Annotated in this window: 11 protein-coding genes; 7 read left to right on the top strand and 4 right to left on the bottom strand. The window is 25.2% G+C overall.

Going from position 1 to position 20,981, the window contains the following annotated elements:
- The first annotated feature begins 60 nt into the window (after window positions 1-60).
- From rpoB to tuf, 6 genes are all read left to right on the top strand, one after another.
- Complete coding sequence (rpoB, locus tag LFWB_RS01400) at window positions 61-3,783, top strand: DNA-directed RNA polymerase subunit beta (protein ID WP_210954888.1); 3,723 nt, start codon at window positions 61-63, stop codon at window positions 3,781-3,783.
- A gap of 17 nt (window positions 3,784-3,800) precedes the next feature.
- Window positions 3,801-7,901, top strand: a complete 4,101-nt coding sequence (rpoC, locus tag LFWB_RS01395) for a DNA-directed RNA polymerase subunit beta' (RefSeq protein ID WP_210954887.1) — start codon at window positions 3,801-3,803, stop codon at window positions 7,899-7,901.
- Window positions 7,902-8,052: 151 nt separating this feature from the next.
- Window positions 8,053-8,472, top strand: coding sequence for a 30S ribosomal protein S12 (gene rpsL / locus LFWB_RS01390; protein WP_210954886.1), 420 nt, complete (start codon window positions 8,053-8,055; stop codon window positions 8,470-8,472).
- A gap of 39 nt (window positions 8,473-8,511) precedes the next feature.
- Window positions 8,512-8,982 (top strand): 30S ribosomal protein S7, encoded by a 471-nt coding sequence (rpsG, locus tag LFWB_RS01385; RefSeq protein ID WP_210954885.1) that lies wholly within the window; start codon window positions 8,512-8,514, stop codon window positions 8,980-8,982.
- A 28-nt stretch (window positions 8,983-9,010) separates the two neighbouring features.
- Window positions 9,011-11,104: an elongation factor G gene (fusA, locus tag LFWB_RS01380; RefSeq protein ID WP_210954884.1), complete on the top strand. Its 2,094-nt coding sequence runs from the start codon at window positions 9,011-9,013 to the stop codon at window positions 11,102-11,104.
- Between the two features lie 63 nt (window positions 11,105-11,167).
- The gene (gene tuf / locus LFWB_RS01375) at window positions 11,168-12,358 is read left to right on the top strand and encodes an elongation factor Tu (protein WP_210954883.1); all 1,191 of its coding nucleotides are present in this window, start codon (window positions 11,168-11,170) and stop codon (window positions 12,356-12,358) included.
- Between the two features lie 1,640 nt (window positions 12,359-13,998).
- Here the strand turns inward: tuf and LFWB_RS01370 are convergent.
- Together LFWB_RS01370 and LFWB_RS01365 are read right to left on the bottom strand one after the other, a co-directional pair.
- The gene (locus LFWB_RS01370) at window positions 13,999-14,787 is read right to left on the bottom strand and encodes a hypothetical protein (protein WP_210954882.1); all 789 of its coding nucleotides are present in this window, start codon (window positions 14,785-14,787) and stop codon (window positions 13,999-14,001) included.
- A 474-nt stretch (window positions 14,788-15,261) separates the two neighbouring features.
- Entirely contained in the window at window positions 15,262-16,320 is a 1,059-nt protein-coding gene (locus LFWB_RS01365; RefSeq protein WP_210954881.1) for a DUF2130 domain-containing protein, read from the bottom strand.
- A 331-nt stretch (window positions 16,321-16,651) separates the two neighbouring features.
- On the opposite strand from LFWB_RS01365, the gene LFWB_RS01360 reads away from it, so the two are divergent.
- On the top strand, window positions 16,652-18,340 hold the full coding sequence (locus LFWB_RS01360; protein ID WP_210954880.1) for a M3 family oligoendopeptidase: 1,689 nt from the start codon (window positions 16,652-16,654) through the stop codon (window positions 18,338-18,340).
- A 785-nt stretch (window positions 18,341-19,125) separates the two neighbouring features.
- Here the strand turns inward: LFWB_RS01360 and LFWB_RS01355 are convergent.
- Window positions 19,126-19,839 (bottom strand): YitT family protein, encoded by a 714-nt coding sequence (locus LFWB_RS01355; protein WP_210954879.1) that lies wholly within the window; start codon window positions 19,837-19,839, stop codon window positions 19,126-19,128.
- A 43-nt stretch (window positions 19,840-19,882) separates the two neighbouring features.
- Window positions 19,883-20,977: a peptide chain release factor 2 gene (gene prfB / locus LFWB_RS01350; RefSeq protein WP_210954878.1), complete on the bottom strand. Its 1,095-nt coding sequence runs from the start codon at window positions 20,975-20,977 to the stop codon at window positions 19,883-19,885.
- Between the last annotated feature and the right edge of the window lie 4 nt (window positions 20,978-20,981).

Here is a 20,981-nt window from a genome sequence, read left to right as displayed (position 1 = left end):
ATAATTGGATTATTTTAGAAATGGATAATTACACGTTTGGGGGGTTTTGATTTTAAAAAAATGAAGAGATATCGTAACGTTAAATATGGTACTAAAGTAGAACGCCGTAATTATTCTAAAATAAATTATGATTTTGTTTTACCTAATTTAATAAAAACACAAATAGATTCTTTTGAATTATTCCTTACAGAAGGTATAAAAAAATCTTTAGCTGATCTTTCTCCTATTACGAGTTATAATGGAAATTTAAAATTACATTTTGATGATTTTTATTTAGAAAAACCTAAATTAACAGCTAAAGAAGCCAAAAGAATGGATTTTAGTTATTGTTCGGAATTATTTGTCGATGTAAGATTAGAAAACGTTGCAACAGGAGAAATTAAAAGAAATCGTGTTTTGATGTTAGAATTACCTTTGATAACACCTTCAGGTACTTTTGTTATTAACGGTACTGAAAGAGTAATTATATCTCAAATTATACGTTCTTCAGGTACTTATTTTACAGAAAAATTTGATGCTAAATCTAATAAAAAACGTTATGAAGCGCAAATAATACCCACAAGAGGAGCTTGGATTGAGTACGAACAAAGTAATAAAGATGTTTTATATGCTAAATTGGATCGTTCCAAAAAAATTCCTTTAACTAAATTCATTCATGTTTTAGGTTTCGATTCTCAAGAAGAAATTGAAAAAGTTTTTGGTAAAAATGAACTTTTAGAATTAAGTTTTAATAAAGATGATGATTCTAATATTGAAGACGCTATTGTAGAGCTTTATTCAAAGTTGAATCAAGGAGAAAAAGTAGCTGTTAATTCTGCTCGCGAATTTATTCGTACAAGATTATTTGATCGTAAAAAATATGATTTATCTCAAGTAGGTAGATTTAAATTGAATAAAAAATTAGATGTTTTGAAAAGAGCAGAAAACACTTATTTAACTTATGATTTGATAGATCCTGATACTGGACAAATTTTTTTTCCTAAAGATACTTTATTAAACAAACATGTTATTAATGAATTAAAAGAAAATAGAAAATTTTTTACTAAAGAATTAGTTGATTCAGAAATAAATTTAGAAAATGCAGTTAATAAAGATTATTCTGAATTTGTTTATAAAAAAAATAATAACAAACCTGAAATGTATATAACTAAACATATTTGCGATATCTTTACGGGAGAAATTTTAGTTAGCGCAGGTACTTTATTAAATTCTCAAGTAATAGAAATTTTAGAAGATAATAAAGATAATTTAGAAGAAGAAGTTATAGAATTTTTTCTAGATAATGATTGTTTAAATGGAATTTCAAATTATAGTGAAAAAAAAAGCGTTTTAAACGAAGTTTTAGAAGTTTATATTTTGGATGAATATAATAATAAAAAGTTTGTAAAAATTATAGGTAATGATCAATCTGAAAAAGGAACTAATATTTTTTTATCCGATATTATAGCAAGTATTAGTTATTATTTGAATCTTTATAATGGTATCGGACAAACGGATGATATTGATTATTTAGGGAATAGAAGATTACGATTAGTTGGAGAGTTATTAAAAAATCAATTTCGTATTGGTTTAACCAAATCTGAAAAAAATATTAAAGATAGAATGTCTATTAGTAAGTTTGATACTATCACTCCTAGTGGGTTAGTTAATTTTTCTTCTCTTTTTATGGTTATTAAAAGTTTTTTTGGTAGTTCTCGTTTATCTCATTTCATGGATCAAATTAATCCTTTAGCTGAATTAACCCAAAAAAGAAGAATTTCCGCTTTAGGAACTGGTGGTATAGATCGTGATCGAGCTGGTGTAGAAGTTAGAGATGTGCATAATTCTTATTACGGAAGATTGTGTTCTATTGAAACACCTGAAGGACCTTCTATCGGTTTGATTTCTTCTTTATCTACTTATGCTCAAGTAGATCAATATGGTTTTATCAAGACTCCTTTTTTTAAAGTTATTCATCCTTCTGACGGTGGATTGCCAAGAGTGTCTGAAGAATTCGAATATTTAACTTCTATTAATGAAGAAGATAAAGTTATTGTTTCTGCTGATTGTCCTTTAAATGAAGACAATACTTTTAAAACGAATAAAGTTATAGCTAGAAAAAATGGAGAAACTGGTATTTATGATATAAAAGATGTTTCTTATATCGATGTTTCTCCGAAACAAATAGTTTCTGTAGCGACTTCAACTATTCCTTTTTTAGAGCATAACGATGCTTCTCGAGCTTTAATGGGTACTAATATGCAACGTCAAGCTTTACCTTTGTTGGTGGCCGATTCTCCTATTGTGGGCACTGGTATCGAACATAGAGTAGTTAAGGATTCTGGTTGTTTAATTTTATCAAAAGAAGATGGAGTTGTTTCTTATGTTGATGCTCAAAAAATTATTATCAACGAAGAAGAATATTGTTTAACTAATTTCGAAAAATCTAACCAAAATACTTTAATGTTGCATAAACCTATTGTTAAAAAAAATGAATATGTAAAAAAAGGCGATATTATAGCTGACGGGCCAGCAACTTATAAAGGTGAATTAGCTTTAGGCAAAAATATAGTTGTAGCGTTTATGACTTGGGAAGGTTATAATTATGAAGATGCTATTATTATGTCTGAAACTTTAGTTCAAGAAGATGTTTATACTTCTATACATATAACTAAATATGAAATTTTTGCAAGAGAATTAAAAAAAGGTTCTGGCAAAGAACGAATTACTCGCGAAATTCCTAACGTTAGCAAAGAAGCTCTTCAAAATTTAGATGAAAATGGAATCATTATCCCAGGTTCCGAAGTAAAAGAAGGCGATATTTTAGTAGGGAAAACTATTCCTAAAGTAGTTTTTGAAATGTCACCTTACGAAAAATTAATTTATACTATCATTGGAGAAAAAGTTAACGATTATAAAGACGCTTCTTTGAGAGTTCCTTTTGGCGAAGCAGGAATTGTTCAAAGTGTAGAATATTTTTCTGTCGCTAAAGGTGATGTATTAGCTACAACAGGGGTTAATGAAATAGTTAGAGTTTACATAGCTAAAAAAAGAAAAATTAAAGAAGGCGATAAAATAGCAGGTCGTCACGGAAATAAAGGTGTTATTTCACGTATTTTACCTAAAGAAGATTTACCTTATATGGCTGATGGCACTCCTGTCGATATTATGTTGAATCCTTTAGGGGTCCCTAGTAGAATGAATATTGGTCAAATTTTAGAAATGCATTTAGGTTTTGCAGCTAAAAAATTAGGTTTAAAAATAGCTACTCCTGTTTTCGACGGTGTAGATAACGAAGATTTAGAAAATATTTTAAAAGAAGCCAATTTACCTTTGAATGGAAAAATGACTTTATATGATGGTCGTACTGGTGAACCTTATGATAATCCTATTTCTGTAGGGGTATTGTATATGATCAAATTGTCACATATGGTTGATGATAAATTACACGCCAGAAATGTCGGCCCTTATACTTTGATAACTAATCAAGCTACTCGTGGACAAGGAAGTAGTGGACCAGGAGGCCAAAGAACTGGCGAAATGGAAGTATGGAGTTTATACGGTTATGGCGCGGCTCACACTTTACAAGAATTTTTAACTGTTAAAAGTGACGATATGATAGGCAGAAATAAAACTTATAACGCCATAGTTAATGGATTACCTTTCCCAAAACCTTCTATTCCTGAGAGTTTTAGAGTATTTTCGAAAGAATTACAATCTTTAGGTTTACATGTGGAATTGATAAAAACTGATACTAAAGAAAATAAAGTTAATTATTCTTTAGTCGAAAATAACAAGGAGTAAGCTTTTTAGCTAAAGATATGGAATTAGAAAAAAAAATTAAAGATCTTTCTGTTTCTGAGTCAACTTTAGAATCTTTAAAATTAATAGAAATTCATTGTTTAAAAGATTTTAATTCTTACACTTTAAAAGAATTAAAATCTTTGTTAAATGAAAATACTTTTTCAGAAATTATTCCTATTTTAAGAGAATATTATCTACCTCAAAAGTTAGAGAATTTAAATTTAGAACCTGATGTTATTTCTATTTTGTTAAATAATCAAATTAATAATTGTTTTACTCTTTTGTATACCGATTTAGATATTTTATATAAGTTATTTGAAAACGAAAATCTTTCTTTTTATAAAGCTATTGAAGATATTTTTATTTTATATAATAAAAAACCTAAAGCAAAAAATGATGTATATGAAGATGTAATTAAAGAACAACATAATGAAACAACAAAGAACGTTTCTAAATGGTTTTCGTCTCAAAAAAAATATGGTAGCCGTGAATATGAACATTTTAAAATTCGTTTAGCTTCTCCTCATGAAATAAGACAATGGTCTTATGGCGAAATTGTGAATTACGAAACTATTAATTATCGAACTACTAAACCTGAATTTGGAGGTCTTTTTTGTCCGAGAATTTTCGGTCCTACCAAAGATTTGACATGTTTTTGTGTAAAAAAAAAGGTTTTGAAAAAATTTCAAATTTGTCCTAGATGTGGCGTTGAGATAACAGAACAAAAGGTTCGACGCGAAAGAATGGGTCATATCGAATTAGCCGCTCCTATAGTTCATACTTGGTATTTAAATAGCTCTCCTAGCAGATTAGCTGTTTTTTTAGGTATCAAAACTAAAGAATTATCTGAAATAGTTTATTATGCTTCTTATATTTTTATTTCTCCTGGACCTACTAAATTCAAAAAAAAAGATATTATATCTGAAATGCAATATGGAATTTTATTAGAAGAATATGGAGATACTTTTGTCGCTTTAACAGGTGCAGAAGCTATTAAAAAATTATTAGAAGAGTTAAATTTGGATGCTAAAATAGCAGAATTAAGAAAAGTTCTAAAAAATATTTCTAAACAAAAAAGAGATAGCATTATCAAAAGGTTAGATATTTTGACATCTTTTAATCAATCTGATAATAAACCTGAGTGGATGGTTATAGATGTTCTTCCTGTTCTTCCTGCTGATTTAAGACCTATTGTTCCGTTGGATGGCGGTCGTTTTGCAACCACTGATATAAATGATTTATATAGAAGAATTTTGAACCGTAATAATCGTTTAAAAAAACAAATAAAACAAAACGCTCCTAGATTGATTATCAAAAATGAAAAAAGAATGTTACAAGAATCTGTCGATTCCTTATTTGATAATGTTAAAGTTAATAAAAAAAATAACTTTAATATAGAAAAAAGTAAAACATTAAAATCTTTATCAGAAATTTTAAGAGGTAAACAAGGACGTTTTCGTCAAAACCTTTTAGGAAAAAGAGTGGATTATTCAGGAAGATCTGTTATTATTGTAGGCCCTGAATTAAAAATTCATCAATGTGGTTTACCGAGAATAATGGCTGTTATTTTGTTCAAACCTTTTATTCTTAATAAATTACAAGAAGCAAAAGGAATTGATAAAAAAAGTGCTACTGTTTTATATGAAAAAATGGATGAATATGTTTTTAACGTTTTAGAAGAAGTGGTTAAAGAACATCCCGTTTTATTAAATAGAGCTCCTACATTACATCGTTTAGGAATTCAAGCTTTTGAACCTAAATTGATTGACGGTAAAGCTATCAAATTACATCCTTTGGTGACACCAGCTTTTAATGCGGATTTTGATGGCGATCAAATGGCTGTTTATTTACCTCTTTCTATTGAAGCACAAGCGGAAGCACGTTTATTGATGTTGATTTCTAATAATATTTTAGATCCTAAAAACGGAAACCCTGTTTTATTCCCTTCTCAAGATATGGTTTTAGGTAATTATTATTTAACTATTGAAGAAAAACGTGATCGTATTTTAGAAGGTTTTGACGCAGAAGAGAGAACAAAACAACATCAATATAAACATCGCAACGAAGGAAAAATATTTTTCGATTTAAAAGAAGCAAAATTATCTTTTTATAATAAAGAAATTCATCTTCACACTAGAATTTTAGTTAAAGCGGTTAATGTGACTTCCCGTTTTATGGAAGAACAAAAAAACAAATATTTAGTCACTACTTTAGGAAAATTGATTTTCAATAGTATTTTGCCTTCTGATTTTGTATATATTCAAGAACCTACTGTTTTTAATTTAGAGGTTAAAACGCCAGATATTTATTTCATTTCTAAAGGTCAAGATCCGACAAAATATTTATGCGAAGCTAATTACATTGAACCTTTTAAAAAACGTTTTTTATCTATGATTATCAATCGTGTTTTTAACGAAAGCAATATTACTGAAACATCTCAAATGTTAGATAATATAAAAGATTTAGGTTTTAAATATTCTACTATCGCTGGTATTACTATTTCACATAGTGATATTAATGTTTATTCCAAAAAAGAAGAATTATTAGAAGTAGTAGAAAACAAAATAATTGAAATAGAAAACTTTTATAATAGAGGTTTTTTAACTGCTTTAGAGAAGAAAAATTTAGTTATTCAAGAATGGAAAATTGTACGCGAACAAATTCAAGAAGGATTAATGAAAGAATTTAATAAGGATAATAATTTATTCATGATAAGCGATAGTGGAGCTCGTGGTAATACTTCTAACTTTTCTCAATTATCAGGGATGAGAGGATTAATGAACAGTCCGAAAGGTGAAATTTTAGAAATCCCTGTCAAAACTTCTTTTAAAGAAGGATTGACTGTTTCTGAATTTTTTATCTCGACACACGGTGCTCGTAAAGTGTCTACTGATACCGCTTTAAAAACAGCTGAATCAGGATATTTAACTCGTAGATTGATTGATGTAGCACAAGATAACATCATCACTAAAGAAGATTGCGGTAGTGATAAAGGTAGTTATATTGAAGCTATTGAAAGAGATGGCAAAATTATTATTTCTTTAGAACAACGTATTTTTAGTCGTTACACTGCAGAAGATATTATCCATCCTATAACTAAAAAAATTATTGTTGCAAAAAATGAACTTTTATATCAAAAAAATATTGAACAAATTATTGAAGCTAATATTAAAAAAGTTAAAATTAGAAATACTTTATGTTGTAATTCAGAATTTGGTTTTTGTATTAAATGTTATGGTTTGAATTTGACCAATAATAAAAAAGTGGAAATAGGTGAGGCTGTTGGTGTAATAGCGGCTCAATCTATTGGAGAACCTGGAACTCAGTTAACTATGAGAACTTTCCATACAGGAGGAGTTTTAGCGGTTTCTGATATCACTCAAGGTTTACCAAGAATACAAGAATTATTTGAAGCTAGAAAACCTAAAGGAAAATCTATTATTAGTGAATATGACGGTATTGTTAAAGAAATAAAAAATATAAACTCTTCTTTACCTCGAATAGTTATTTCACCAAATTTTGATCCAAAAGAAGAAATAATTTATGATGTTTATTCTAATGCAGAGATTTTAGTTCAAAAAAATATGAAAGTAAAAACCGGACAACAATTAACATCAGGTTCTATCGATTTAAGAGAGTTGTTAAGAGTGACAGATGTTGAAACAACACAAAAATATATTTTAGAAGAAGTTCAAAAAGTATATCAATCTCAAAGCGTTAGTATCAATGATAAACATATCGAAATTATTGTTCGTCAAATGTTTAAACAAATTTTAATTATTTTTGAAGGAGATACTTCTTTTTTACCAGGCACAGAAACTTCTATTAAAGAATTTAAAAGAGTTAATCTTCAAATGTTAGAGCAAAATAAAAAAATGGCCGTTGGCAGACCTGTTTTATTAGGGATTACTCGTTCTGCTTTAAAAAGTGATTCTTTCTTATCTTCCGCTTCTTTCCAAGAAACTACTAAAATTTTGATTGACGCAGCTATTAAAGGGCAATCAGATCCTTTATATGGTTTAAAAGAAAATGCTATTATAGGCGGTTTGATTCCAGCAGGTACAGGAATTTTAGAATCTGTTGATTTTAAATATCCTCGTGATAAAGACAATAAATAATTTTGTTTTATACAATAAAGTATATTTTATTGTTTTTTATTATAAAAAAAGATATAATTATATGTATTAGTATAAAAAAATAATGTTTATTTTTATAAAAAAACATTATAAAAAAATAAAAAGAAATTATACAAAAAAAGGAGTTTTTTGTATGCCTACTATCCCTCAATTAATTAAAAACAGAAGAGTTAAAAAAACTTCTAAGAATAAATCACCAGCTTTAGGGTATTTTTTTAATAATTTGAAAAAAAAAGCCATTAATCGTAATTCTCCTCAAAAATCAGGAGTTTGTATTAAAGTATCTACCATGACACCTAAAAAACCCAATTCTGCTTTAAGAAAATTTGCTAGAGTAAGATTAAGTAATAAAACAGAGATTACAGCTTATATTCCTGGTATTGGTCATTCTTTACAGGAACATAGTATTGTTTTAGTTCGTGGTGGTAGAGTAAAAGATTTACCTGGTGTTCGTTATCATATAGTAAGAGGTGCTTTGGATTCTGCAGGCGTCGCTAACAGAAAACAAGGACGTTCCAAATACGGTTCTAAAAGAAACGTTACTAAAAAATAATGTTTGACATATTTTTAAAAGAAAGAGAATGAAAATTTTATGTCACGTAAAAAAAACATTTATAAAAAAAATATATCTTTAGATCCTGTTTATAATTCGAAATTAGTTACTAAAATTATTAATACCATTATGAAAGATGGTAAAAAAGGAGTAGCTAAATCTATTTTATATGGCGCTTTAGACAGAGTTAAACAAATAACTCAAAGAGAACCGATAGATGTGTTTAATGAAGCTTTAAATAATATTATGCCTATTTTAGAAGTTCGTACAAGAACTATTGGTAGTCAAAATTATCAAGTTCCTTCAGAAATACGCCCTGAAAGACGTCAGTCTTTATCATTAAAATGGTTGATCGCTAGCGCTCAGAAAAAAAATGAAAAAACAATGGAAGAAAAATTATCTAAAGAAATTATCGATGCTGCCGCTGGTATAGGCGGAGCAGTCAAAAAAAAGGAAGATACTCATCGTATGGCTGAAGCTAATAAAGCTTTTGCTCATTACCGTTGGTAAGATAAAAAAACAATAAGGAGTGCTTGTAATGGCACAAAAATTAAAAATAGATAAAGAACGAAAATTTAAAATTAATAAAGTCCGAAATATCGGAATTATGGCTCATATTGATGCTGGAAAAACAACTACAACAGAAAGAATTTTGTTTCATGCTGGTAAGATACATAAAATAGGAGAAACTCACGACGGAAAATCTCAAATGGATTGGATGGAGCAAGAACAAGAAAGAGGAATCACAATTACCTCTGCTGCTACTACTATTTTTTGGAAAGAACATAAAATTCAAATAATTGATACTCCAGGGCACGTAGATTTTACTGTTGAAGTTTCTCGTTCTTTGAGAGTTTTAGATGGCGCAGTGGTTGTTATCGATGCACAAGCCGGAGTTGAACCTCAAACAGAAACTGTTTGGCGTCAAGCTACTGAATACAAGGTTCCGAGAATTGTTTTTGTTAATAAAATGGATAAAATAGGAGCTGATTTTGAATACGCTATTGATACACTTAAAAAAAGATTAGGTGTAAAAGTTGCTGCTATTCAATGGCCTATCGGTAAAGAAAATAATTTTATTGGTATTATTGATTTATTAGAAATGAAAGCTTTTCAATATGATAATAATTCTTATTCGGAAAGTGGTAAATTCATTGATATCCCTGAAGATTTAACAGAAATAGTTAAACAAAAAAGACAAGAATTAATAGAATTATTATCTGAATTTGATGATGAATTATTAGATATGTTTTTTGCTAATAAAGAAATTAATGCAGATATTTTGAAAAAAATTATTCGAAAAGCAACTTTAGATGTTTCTTTCTTTCCTGTTTTATGCGGTTCTGCTTTCAAAAATAAAGGTGTTTTAAAAATTTTAGACGCCATGATTGATTTTTTGCCTTCTCCTATAGATGTGCCGCCTATTATAGGTTTAGATGCTGATGAAAAGGAAATAATCAGAAAACCTTTTGATGACGAGCCTTTGACCGCTTTAGCTTTTAAAATAATGACTGATCCTTTTGTAGGACGCTTAACTTTTTTAAGAATTTATTCTGGTGTTTTAAAAACAGGAACTTATATTCAAAATAATTCTAAGAACGCTAAAGAACGTGTAGCTCGTTTATTACAAATGCATGCTAATAATAGAGAAGAAATTCAAGAAGCTAATGCAGGGGATATTGTAGCTGTAGTAGGTTTAAAAAATACCACTACCGGAAATACTTTAACTTCAGAAAATGATTTTATTATTTTAGAATCTATGAATTTTCCTGAACCAGTTATTGAAATAGCGGTCGAACCTAAAACTAAAAACGATCAAGATAAAATAGCTGTTGCTTTAGGTAAATTAGCTGAAGAAGACCCTACTTTTAAAGTTTATATCAATCATGAAACAGGACAAACAATAATTGCAGGAATGGGCGAATTGCATTTAGATATTATTATTGATCGTTTAAGAAGAGAGTTTCATATACAAGCAAATGTTTCTCAACCTCAGGTTTCTTATAGAGAGACTTTAACTAAAGAAACCGTTACAGAAGGAAAATTTATACGTCAATCAGGAGGAAGAGGACAATACGGACATGTTTGTATGCGTTTTGAACCAAACGTAGGAAAAGGTTTTGAATTTGTAAATAAAATTGTAGGTGGTGCTATCCCACGAGAGTATATACCTGCTGTAAAAAAAGGTTTAGAAGAGTCTTTATCTAGTGGTATTATCGCAGGATATCCTTTTATAGATGTTAGAGCTATTTTATTTGATGGTTCTTATCACGATGTCGATTCTTCAGAAATAGCTTTTAAAATAGCAGCCTCTATTGCTTTAAAAGAAACAAAAAAAGATGGAGATTTAGTTATTTTAGAACCTATTATGAGTGTAGAAATTTTTACACCTAATGAATATGTAGGTAATGTTATCGGCGATTTAACATCTAGAAGAGGAAAATTAGAAACTCAAGAAAATAAAGGAAATGCGATTGTCATTAAATCTTTGGTGCCTTTATCTGAAATGTTCGGATATGCTACTAATTTACGTTCTAATACACAAGGAAGAGCAAGTTTTGTTATGCAATTCCATAAATATTCAAAAACACCTAAAAATATTGCTGAAAATATAATCAAAGAACGTAGTTAATAAGTTATAATAATATTTTTTTGATTAAAAAATAAAATAAATAAAAAAAAGGAATTTAAAAAAATGGCTGATGTATTTTTAAGAAATAAAGTTCATGTAAACGTAGGCACTATTGGTCACGTTGACCATGGTAAAACTACTTTAACTGCTGCACTTACTTCATATTCATCAAGTAAAGGTTTTGCAAAAAAATTAGATTACGATCAAATTGATAGAGCGCCTGAAGAAAAAAAACGTGGTATTACTATTAATACTTCTCACGTAGAATACGAAACAGAAAAAAGACATTATGCTCATATAGATTGCCCTGGTCATGCGGATTATATTAAAAACATGATAACAGGTGCTGCTCAAATGGATGTAGCTATTTTAGTTGTTTCAGCTGAAAGTGGTGTAATGCCTCAAACTCAAGAACATATTTTATTAGCTAAACAGGTAGGGGTACCTCAATTAGTTGTTTTCTTGAATAAATGTGATCAAGTTGATAGCGAAGAAATGTTTGAATTAGTAGAATCAGAAGTAAGAGATGTTTTAGCTAAATATAAATATAAAGATCCTGATAATATTCCTATTATTAGAGGTTCTGCTTTAATGGCTATTCAAGGTGACCCTAAATATACAGAAAGTATTCAAAAATTACTTGATACTTTAGACAGTTATGTAGATGATCCGGTTCGCGCTTTAGACAAACCTTTTTTAATGCCTATTGAACAAGTTGTTAATGTTAAAGGTAGAGGTGCTGTTGCTACAGGACGTGTAGAAAGAGGACAAATCAAACTTTCAGAAGAAGTAGAAATTGTCGGAATCAAAGAAAAAAGAAAATCTACTGTTATCGGTTTACAAATGTTTCATAAAAATTTAGATAAAGAAGGCGCTTTAGCTGGCGATAGTATTGGTATTTTATTACGTGGCATCAGTCATACAGATATTCAACGCGGCCAAGTTATATCTAAAGTAGGTTCTTTACAACCTCATCGTAAATTTGTTGCTAAGATTTACTTTTTAACTGCTGAAGAAGGCGGTAGAAAAACTTGTTTCGGAGATAATTATCGCCCTCAATTTTTCATTAGAACTGCCGATGTAACTGGTGTAATTCAATTAAAAGATGGAAACAAAATAGTAAACCCAGGTGACACAGCCGAACTTATTATTACTTTAATCAATTATATCGCTATCGAAACAGAAACTAACTTTTCTGTAAGAGAAGGCGGAAGAACTATCGGAACTGGAACAGTTATCGAGATATTAGAATAATTTTATATATTTTAAATAATATTAAAAAAGACCCATTTTAAAATGGGTCTTTTTTGTCAATTATTATTATTATTATTATTATTATTATTATTATTATTATTATTTAAAAAATTTAAAAAAAAGAATCAATTCCTTGAGTCTTTTTCACTTTAACAACAAATAAATGATATAATTTTTATGTAAAAAATTATTTTTGATATTTTTTTAAAAAATACTATAAAATTTAATTTTATAGAAAGTAGTTAAAAAATGCAAAACATTTTAATTATCTTATCGTCTGTTTTTATAGCGTTATCAGCTTTAAATATGTGCGTTATCGCTTTTGTCACTATCAACAAGCGATTAGACTGTGTGGTAAATGGATTCACTAGAAAATTTATTCATTATAATTACGTATTCGGTTTGATTTTAGACCCTATTGCTTTGTTAAGTGTAATTTATTTAAAATTTGGAACAAAAATTGGAAATTGGAACTCACATTGCATGGGAAAATTTCGCATACAAGATAGGAAATAGAGGTTTTTTATTCATTTTGATTTTATCTTTTATCTCTTTTATCTTTGATTTACGTGAAATAAGAAAATATTTTAATTCCATTAAAAAAAATCAGAGAAAGAAAAAGTTAAAAGAAATATTAATTGTTGGCGCTATAATTTTAGCTATTGTTTTTATTCTGTTAATTTTTTTATTTTTTTACAAAAAGTATCATAAATCAAGTTAATTAAAAAAATTTTCAATCATCTTTATTTTTTTTACTGACGTTAATTTTGATTTAGTTTCGTTTACAAAAAAAACTTATTATCGCTTTCAATTGTAAAAATTGTCTTGGCTTAAAACCGTTTTATAGGTAATTAAAAATTAGACTTTTTTTTAAAAAAAGTAAAGCAAAGTCAAAACAGACTCAATTAATTAGGACTTTTTTAATTAATATTTAAAATATTTTCTTCTAAAAAGTTTTTCAATATTAACGATCAATTCTAAAACGGAATTAAAAAACTCCAAAATAATAAGTTAATTATTAAATATTCATATTTATTAAGGATATTTATTTTGAATACAAATATTTATTTCGTCTAATTTTATCATTCGAACTAAACAAGCTAAAATTAATTCCGCAACTATAAAAAATAAAATAACAAATGATAATAATAGATAAAAAAAGATATTTTTTTCAATATAAACTAAATAAGTTAAAGACGGAATGAATATACCAAGAATAAAAGCAATAAATAAAAATTTAATAATCATTTTTTCACTTTTTAGTGCAAATTTAAACTTTTGAATACGATATAAATAGGGTTATAACAAAAGTTAATATGCTAATGTTCCTTATAATATTAAAAAACAAGTAATAATTTAACCAATAAAATTGATTATAAAAAATATCTTAAATACTTTAATTAATCCAGATTTGATCTTATTTAGAAATTTTCTTAAAATTTATTAAAACATCAAAATTAATAAATAAAAAATCTAAAATGTTATTTTTAAACTTCTTCATCATATATTTCGATAAATTTATCTATAAAAAAAGAACTAACAAAAGTTCTTTTTTTATAGATAAGAAAAATAAATATTTTAATTTAAAAATTTATTTTTAAAATAAATAAATAAATAATCTATTATTTAAAAATAATTAATTATAATTCAGTACACTCACAATATTTATAATTATATCGATTCCCTAAATGGTCTATTTTTTGTATTTTTTGTCCTTTTTTATTATATAAATATTTTTTTTCAATTTTATCAATTTTATAAAAATGATCCAATTTTAAATTTAAAAATGAATTAATATATTGGATAAATTGATTTTCGTTAGGATAAATACAACCGTAATGTGTTTTTCTAATTTTTTGGTTTTCGCTATTGTAATCATAAGTAAAAATATTTTTTTTTATAAAATTTTGTTCAAAAAGAAAAACGGTTTTTTGAATTCTTTGCCCTGCAACATTATATTCATATTTAGTTTGTATTTTATTTTTATTATTTCTTACAGCGACAATTTGATTTTTATCATTATATTCGTAAGTGTTTATAAAATTAGAATTATGAGTAGCAGTTTTATATATTAATATATCTTTGTTATTATATTTATATTTAAAAAATTGATTATCTAATATATATTTTTTATCTATTAATTGACCTTTTTCATTATAATTATATACAATTACAATATCGCCTGTTTCCGTATTTATTTTAGAAAGAGGTTTTGAAAAAAAAATATCATTTTCATAATCATTGATCAAACTATAATCTTGTTTTTTTAAATTATTTATTTTTTTCAAAATATATAACTTTAATTTATTTATTTTAGAAGATGATTCATTTGGATTCCCTTTTATATTGTAGTTTGGATTAATTAAAAATATAATAATTATCAATAATATAAAAAAATTTATTTGCCTTTTTTTATTTTTGAATTTCATAAAATGCTTTCTAATTGTTTTTTTTAAAAAATTTTTTAATATTTTATTTGAAATTTTATTTTTTATAACTTTTTAATTAATCTACACCTCCTTTTAACATCGTATAAAGTATATACCAAAATATATTTATTTATAAATACAAAATAAAATAAATTATGATGATTTTTAAATTTATAAATAAAAAAATTAATATTAATGGTATTTAATATATAAAAAAATAGTGATAAAAATTAATTTTATCGATTAATTCAATTGTCTTATAACAACTTCACCTATATAATAGCGTTGAAACACAAAAATAATAATATAAATATCAAAATAATATAAAAAAAGACTCATTTCATTGAGTCTTTTTTTAATAAAACAAAATATTTAATTTTATATAAATATCTTTATAAATTGAATAAATAACTTAGAATAAAAGGTATTATTTGTTTTTTTTTTTTTTTTAAAAGTTCAAATGTATTCAAAATATTAATATTTTTTTATTTCTTTTAAAATTTTATCAATCTTAAAATTACGAACTTTATTAATAGCTATTTTCAGATGTGTTTTCAATATTTTTTCCATTTTTTCTTCTATATTGTTATAAGTTTTTAATAATTCTTCTGAAATTGTTTTAATTTTTTGGTTTTCTTTAGTAATAAATTGTAAATTTTTTTCAATATTTTTGAAAGAATTATCTAAAATTTCGTTTTTCATTTCTAAAAAAGTATTTTTAATTTCTTCTTCTTTATAAAAAGTTATTTTTTGTTTTTTTAAATCTATAATAATTTCCTTATTTTTACGTCCTAAACATGTTATTACATTTAAAAAAAACACTAAATAAGGAGGACGAATGATGAACATATTAGGGTACGTTTTTACTTTTTTGATAGGGATATCGTTTTCTTGTTCATATTCTAATTCACTTACTAAAAGAGCGAATTCTAAATTTTTATTATTTCGATCTTTATCTAATTTAGCGAAATATCTTTCGTTTTTTTGTTTATTATTGTTGTTAGGGGTATTTGTTTTTATTTCTGTTTTCATCTCTAATAAAGCTGAAGTTAAAATTTGTTCTTTATTGTGTTGTTTGTCATAATATAACTTATAAATAAAATCACCTTTGGTTTTATTAATTTCTTCATTATCTTTATACCAACTTATGTCGTCAGCGATTAACAATTGATTTTGAATTTCGTTATCACACCATTTTTCTAAATTTTCACCAATTAATTTAGTATTATAATTTGATCTTTCTCTTTGGATGAAATCTAATTGTTGTTTTTTTTTAAGAAGAGATATTTCGTTTTTATGATGTAAATCTTTAATTTGGTTTTCATATTGTTGTGTTAACAATTGTATTTGTTTTTTATTTTCTTCTTCTAATTTTATTTTTAAATTTTTTAATTTTTCATTATAAATATTTTGTTTGATTTCGTTAAGATCCATAATCAAATTATTTTTTAAATCAATTAAATCTCCTTTTTGCCCGTCTTCTTGTAATTCTAATTCATATTCGTTCTTGATTAAAACTTTTATTTTTTTCATTTTTTTTATTTTTCCTAAAAATTATAATAAATTAATTTATATTATTTTATCATTTAATATTATATCTTAATAAAATTTATAATACGGATATTGTTTAATTGACATTTTTTACTATAATTAAAAAAAATTTTGTTCAAAATGATATAAAAAAAGTTAACTAGAATAATTTTGATAAAACAATAATATATTTATATTTTAAATTATAAAATGAATTATAGTAATATTTTTTGATTTAATAATTGATTATATTTGAAAATTTATTTTTTTAAATTTAAAATATAAATATATATTAAAAAAAATAAAATAATTTAAAAGAGGAAAAGAGAAAAAAATGAAATTTCAAGATTTTATATATGAAAGGGTAGATTTGCAAAAAGTTAAATCTAAAATTTTACCTATGATAGAAGAATTTTGTAGTGTTGATGTTAAAAAACAAGTAGAGATTATAAATGATTTTCATAAATTGAATGATAAAATAGAAACTATGTTTACTTTAGTAAATATCAGATATACTCTGGATACTAAAGATATTTTTTATCAAAATGAAAAACTTTTTTGTGACCAAAACGGACCTTTGTTAACAGAATTAAAATATAAATTTTATCAGCAAATTTTAAAAAGTAAATATTATGATTTTTTAAAAAATAAATTTGGTAATTTTTTTTGGAAAAAAGCAAAATTATTTGTTAAAACTTTTAATCCTAAAATTATTTCTTTAGTTCAAAAAGAAAATTCTTTAGTAACCGAATATCAAAAATTAATTGCTGAACCAACGATTGATTTTCAAAATAAAAAATATAATCTTAGTCAAATGGCTCCTTTTTTTGAATCTTTATCTCGACAAACTAGAAAAGAAGCGCAAAAAGCAGTATCTAATTTTTTTCAAAAAAAAGAAGATGAATATGATCGTCTTTATGATGAGTTAGTCAAAACAAGAACTGAAATGGCTCATAATTTAGGTTATGAAAATTTTGTACAATTGGGGTATGATATTTTAGAAAGAACTGATTACAGTCATAAAGAAATAGCCGTTTATAGAGAAAATATTCTTGAAATAGTTTTGCCTTTTTTCAAAGAAATGCAAAAAAGAAAAAGTGAATTTTTAGGAATAAAAAAATTAGAGAGTTACGATAAAGGGTTTTATTTTTCTAGCGGAAATCCTAAACCACAAGGGGATGCAGCTGCTAAAATAAAAATAGCTAAAAAAATGTATCAAGAAATATCACCTGAAACTAAAGATTTTTTTGAATTTATGTTAGAAAAGAATCTTTTAGATGTCGAAAGCAAACCTAATAAAGTAGGCGGAGGATATTGTACATATTTACCTATTTTTAAATCTCCTTTTATTTTTGCTAATTTCAATGGAACAAAACATGATATAGATGTACTAACTCATGAAGCCGGACATGCTTTTCAAATTTTTCAAAGTCGTAATTTGATTCCTGATTATCGTTGGCCTACTATGGATGCAGCAGAAATACACTCAATGACGATGGAATTTTTAACTTGGCCTTGGATGAAAGATTTTTTTGGTTCAGATGTAGAAAAATATAAATTCATCCATTTATCCGGAGCGGTTAATTTTTTATTATATGGAGCATTAGTTGATCATTTTCAACATGAAATTTACTCAAATCCTCAATTTAATCCTGAAAAAAGAAAACAAATTTGGCGCGAATTAGAAAAAAAATATTTACTTTTAGAAAAATACGAAGAGGATGATTTTTTAGAAAAAGGGAATTTTTGGTTACGACAAATGCATATTTTCACTAGTCCTTTTTATTATATCGATTATACTTTAGCTCAAATATGTGCTTTGGATTTTTGGAATCGAAGTCAAAAAAATTATAAAAAAAATTGGGAATTATATTTAAATTTATGTAAAAAAGGTGGATCTGAAAATTTTTTACAATTATTAAAAAATATTGGTTTGAAAAGTCCTTTTGATAAAAATCATTTAAAAACAATAGTCGATGAATGTCAAAAATATTTACAAATGATTCCGAATAATATTTTATAAATAATTTTTTTATTTTTTTTTGTTGATGCTAAAAAATTAATTTTTAAAAAAGATAAATTAATATAAAATAAATATATTTTATATTAATAACAAAAAAATCTATTATAATCATTAGTTTTAACATAAAACATAATCAAAACAAAATAAACTTATATACAAACTTTAATAAAAAATAAAAAAAAAAAAAAATTACAAAATCATTCAAAAAGTTAAAAATATTTATTTTTTGATTATTTTTTTATTAAATTTTTTAAAAAACACTATTCAAAACTCTAAAAAAATACAAAAAATTTCAAAATGAATAGAGGAAATAAAAATATTTAATAATCCAAATAACCAAAACAATCCAAACGATTATAATCTAAATAATCAAATAAAAAACAATAATTTGCGGCAACAAATAATTTCTTTATTACAATTATTATTGTCGATTTTTTTACTATTTGGAATATTTTTCAAGAAAACAAGCAAACAATAAATAACCCCCTAAGTCACTCTCCAGAGTGGCTTTTTCATACCTAAAAAAAAGCGGCCAAAACAGCTACTTTTTTTACAGGTATAGTGTTTTTTTAACCAAGCGAAATTTTCTAACGCTATTTTAAACTACAACACTTATTTATTAAAAAAATAATAATAATTTTTATTTTCAAAAGATTCGAATTAAAACTCGTTTAGGAATGTTTAAATTTGAAAAAAAGTTCAAAAATCAGTGTAGCACGAAATAATATAAAAAAAATAGATATATTTTATATTATTTACTTTAATTAATTTTATAAATAAAATTATTAAATATTTTTATTTGAATCTTTTTTTATAATGGAATTTTTTTCCATTATAAAACCGACAATAACTAAAGAAAATAAAGAAAATCCGATTCTAACTAAAAAATAAATGAAATCCCTTTTTGATTCTAATAAAGAAGATAAAAAAATTATTATTCCATCCGTTATTAACAAAACCCAAATAAAATTTATTTTATAAACATCTTTTAAAATTTTTTGAAAAATATCCATTCCACCTGTGTTATATCCTATTTTTCTGATATTACTCATTGTATAACCGATAAATAAACCAGCGATAACCGAAGATATAAATAATTGTGTAATTTTATATTTACCATCGAGATCTATCCATGATAAAAAATTATCTCTTTTATTTATCCCTATACACCAATCTAAAAAAAATAAAGAAAAATTTAAAAAAATAGCTAAAAAAAATATTCTAATAGAAAATTCTTTACCAAAAAATTTATAACTAAAGATAAAGCTAATGATGTTATATAAAAAAATCAAAAAAATTATAAGTGTTTCTTTGTTTTGCCCTTCTATTTGTTTTAATCCAGCAAAATCTAAAAATTGAACAGTTAATAAAGATAAACCGTCCAATCCTCCGTTATTTAATTTAGTACCTAAAATAAAAAAATAAATAACAAAAGCTAATAAAAAAACATTTAATAAGAGGATAAACCATTTATAAATTTTATTACTGGATGATTTCATCTGATTCTAACCCTCTATAAAATTGAATATAATAAAAAATTAATTATATATTTTCTTGTTTCAAAAAAGAATAAATAAATTCATCTAAATGGCCATCCATTACTAAATTAACTTGAAATATTTCACAATTAGTACGATGATCTTTTACCATTTGATAAGGATGAAAAACATAACTTCTTATTTGATTACTCCAACTAATATTTTTTTGATTATCTTTTAATTTTTTTTCATTTTCTTTTTTTTGCAAATTAGCTAATTCTAATAATTTTATTTTTAAAATTTGTAAAGCTTTTTCTTTGTTTTTTATTTGACTTCGTTCGTTTTGACAATTAACTACTATATTAGTTGGTAAATGTGTTATTCTGACGGCTGAATCAGTTGTATTAACATGTTGTCCGCCTGCTCCGCTACTTCGGAAAACATCAATCCTCAATTCTTCATCTTTTAAATCGATTTTAATATCTTCGTTAATTTCAGGTAAAACTTCACAAGAAACAAAAGAAGTGTGTCGTCGTAGATTGGAATCAAAAGGAGAAATTCTTACTAATCTATGAACACCTTGTTCAGATTTCAAATATCCGTAAGCATAATCACCTTTTATTAATAAGCTAACCGTTTTTAAACCGGCTTCTGCACCTTGTTGCAAATATAAAATTTTAACTTGGAATTTTTTTTTTTGCGCATATTTTTGATACATTCTGAATAATATTTCGCACCAATCTTGTGATTCGGTACCGCCAGCTCCAGGATGCAAATTTAAAATAGCATTATTTTGATCATATTCTTGATTTAATAAAATATCGATTTCAAATTTTTTAAGATCTTTTTCTAGTTTATTTAAATCTTCAACTAAGATTAAAAAATCCTTATCATCTTCTTTAGATATTTCGAACAAAATAATTAAATCATTTAATTTTTTTTCAAAATTTATAAATGAATCAATCTTTTCTTTAATTTTATGCATTTTTTTAGAAATTTTTGTAAAATCTTCTTTTTTAGACCAAAATTCAGGATCTTCCATTAATTTATTATATTCGTTTAATTGTTTTTTTTTCTCATCTAAATTTATTTTTATTTTCAGATTATCTAAAATAATTTTCAAATTTTCTAAAAGTTTATTGATTTCATATTGTTCCATGTAA

This window comes from Candidatus Phytoplasma luffae (assembly GCF_018024475.1).
Taxonomy (GTDB): domain Bacteria; phylum Bacillota_I; class Bacilli_A; order Acholeplasmatales; family Acholeplasmataceae; genus Phytoplasma; species Phytoplasma luffae.
Note: the sequence above shows the minus strand (reverse complement) of the source record. Positions and strands in the feature narration are given on the sequence as shown.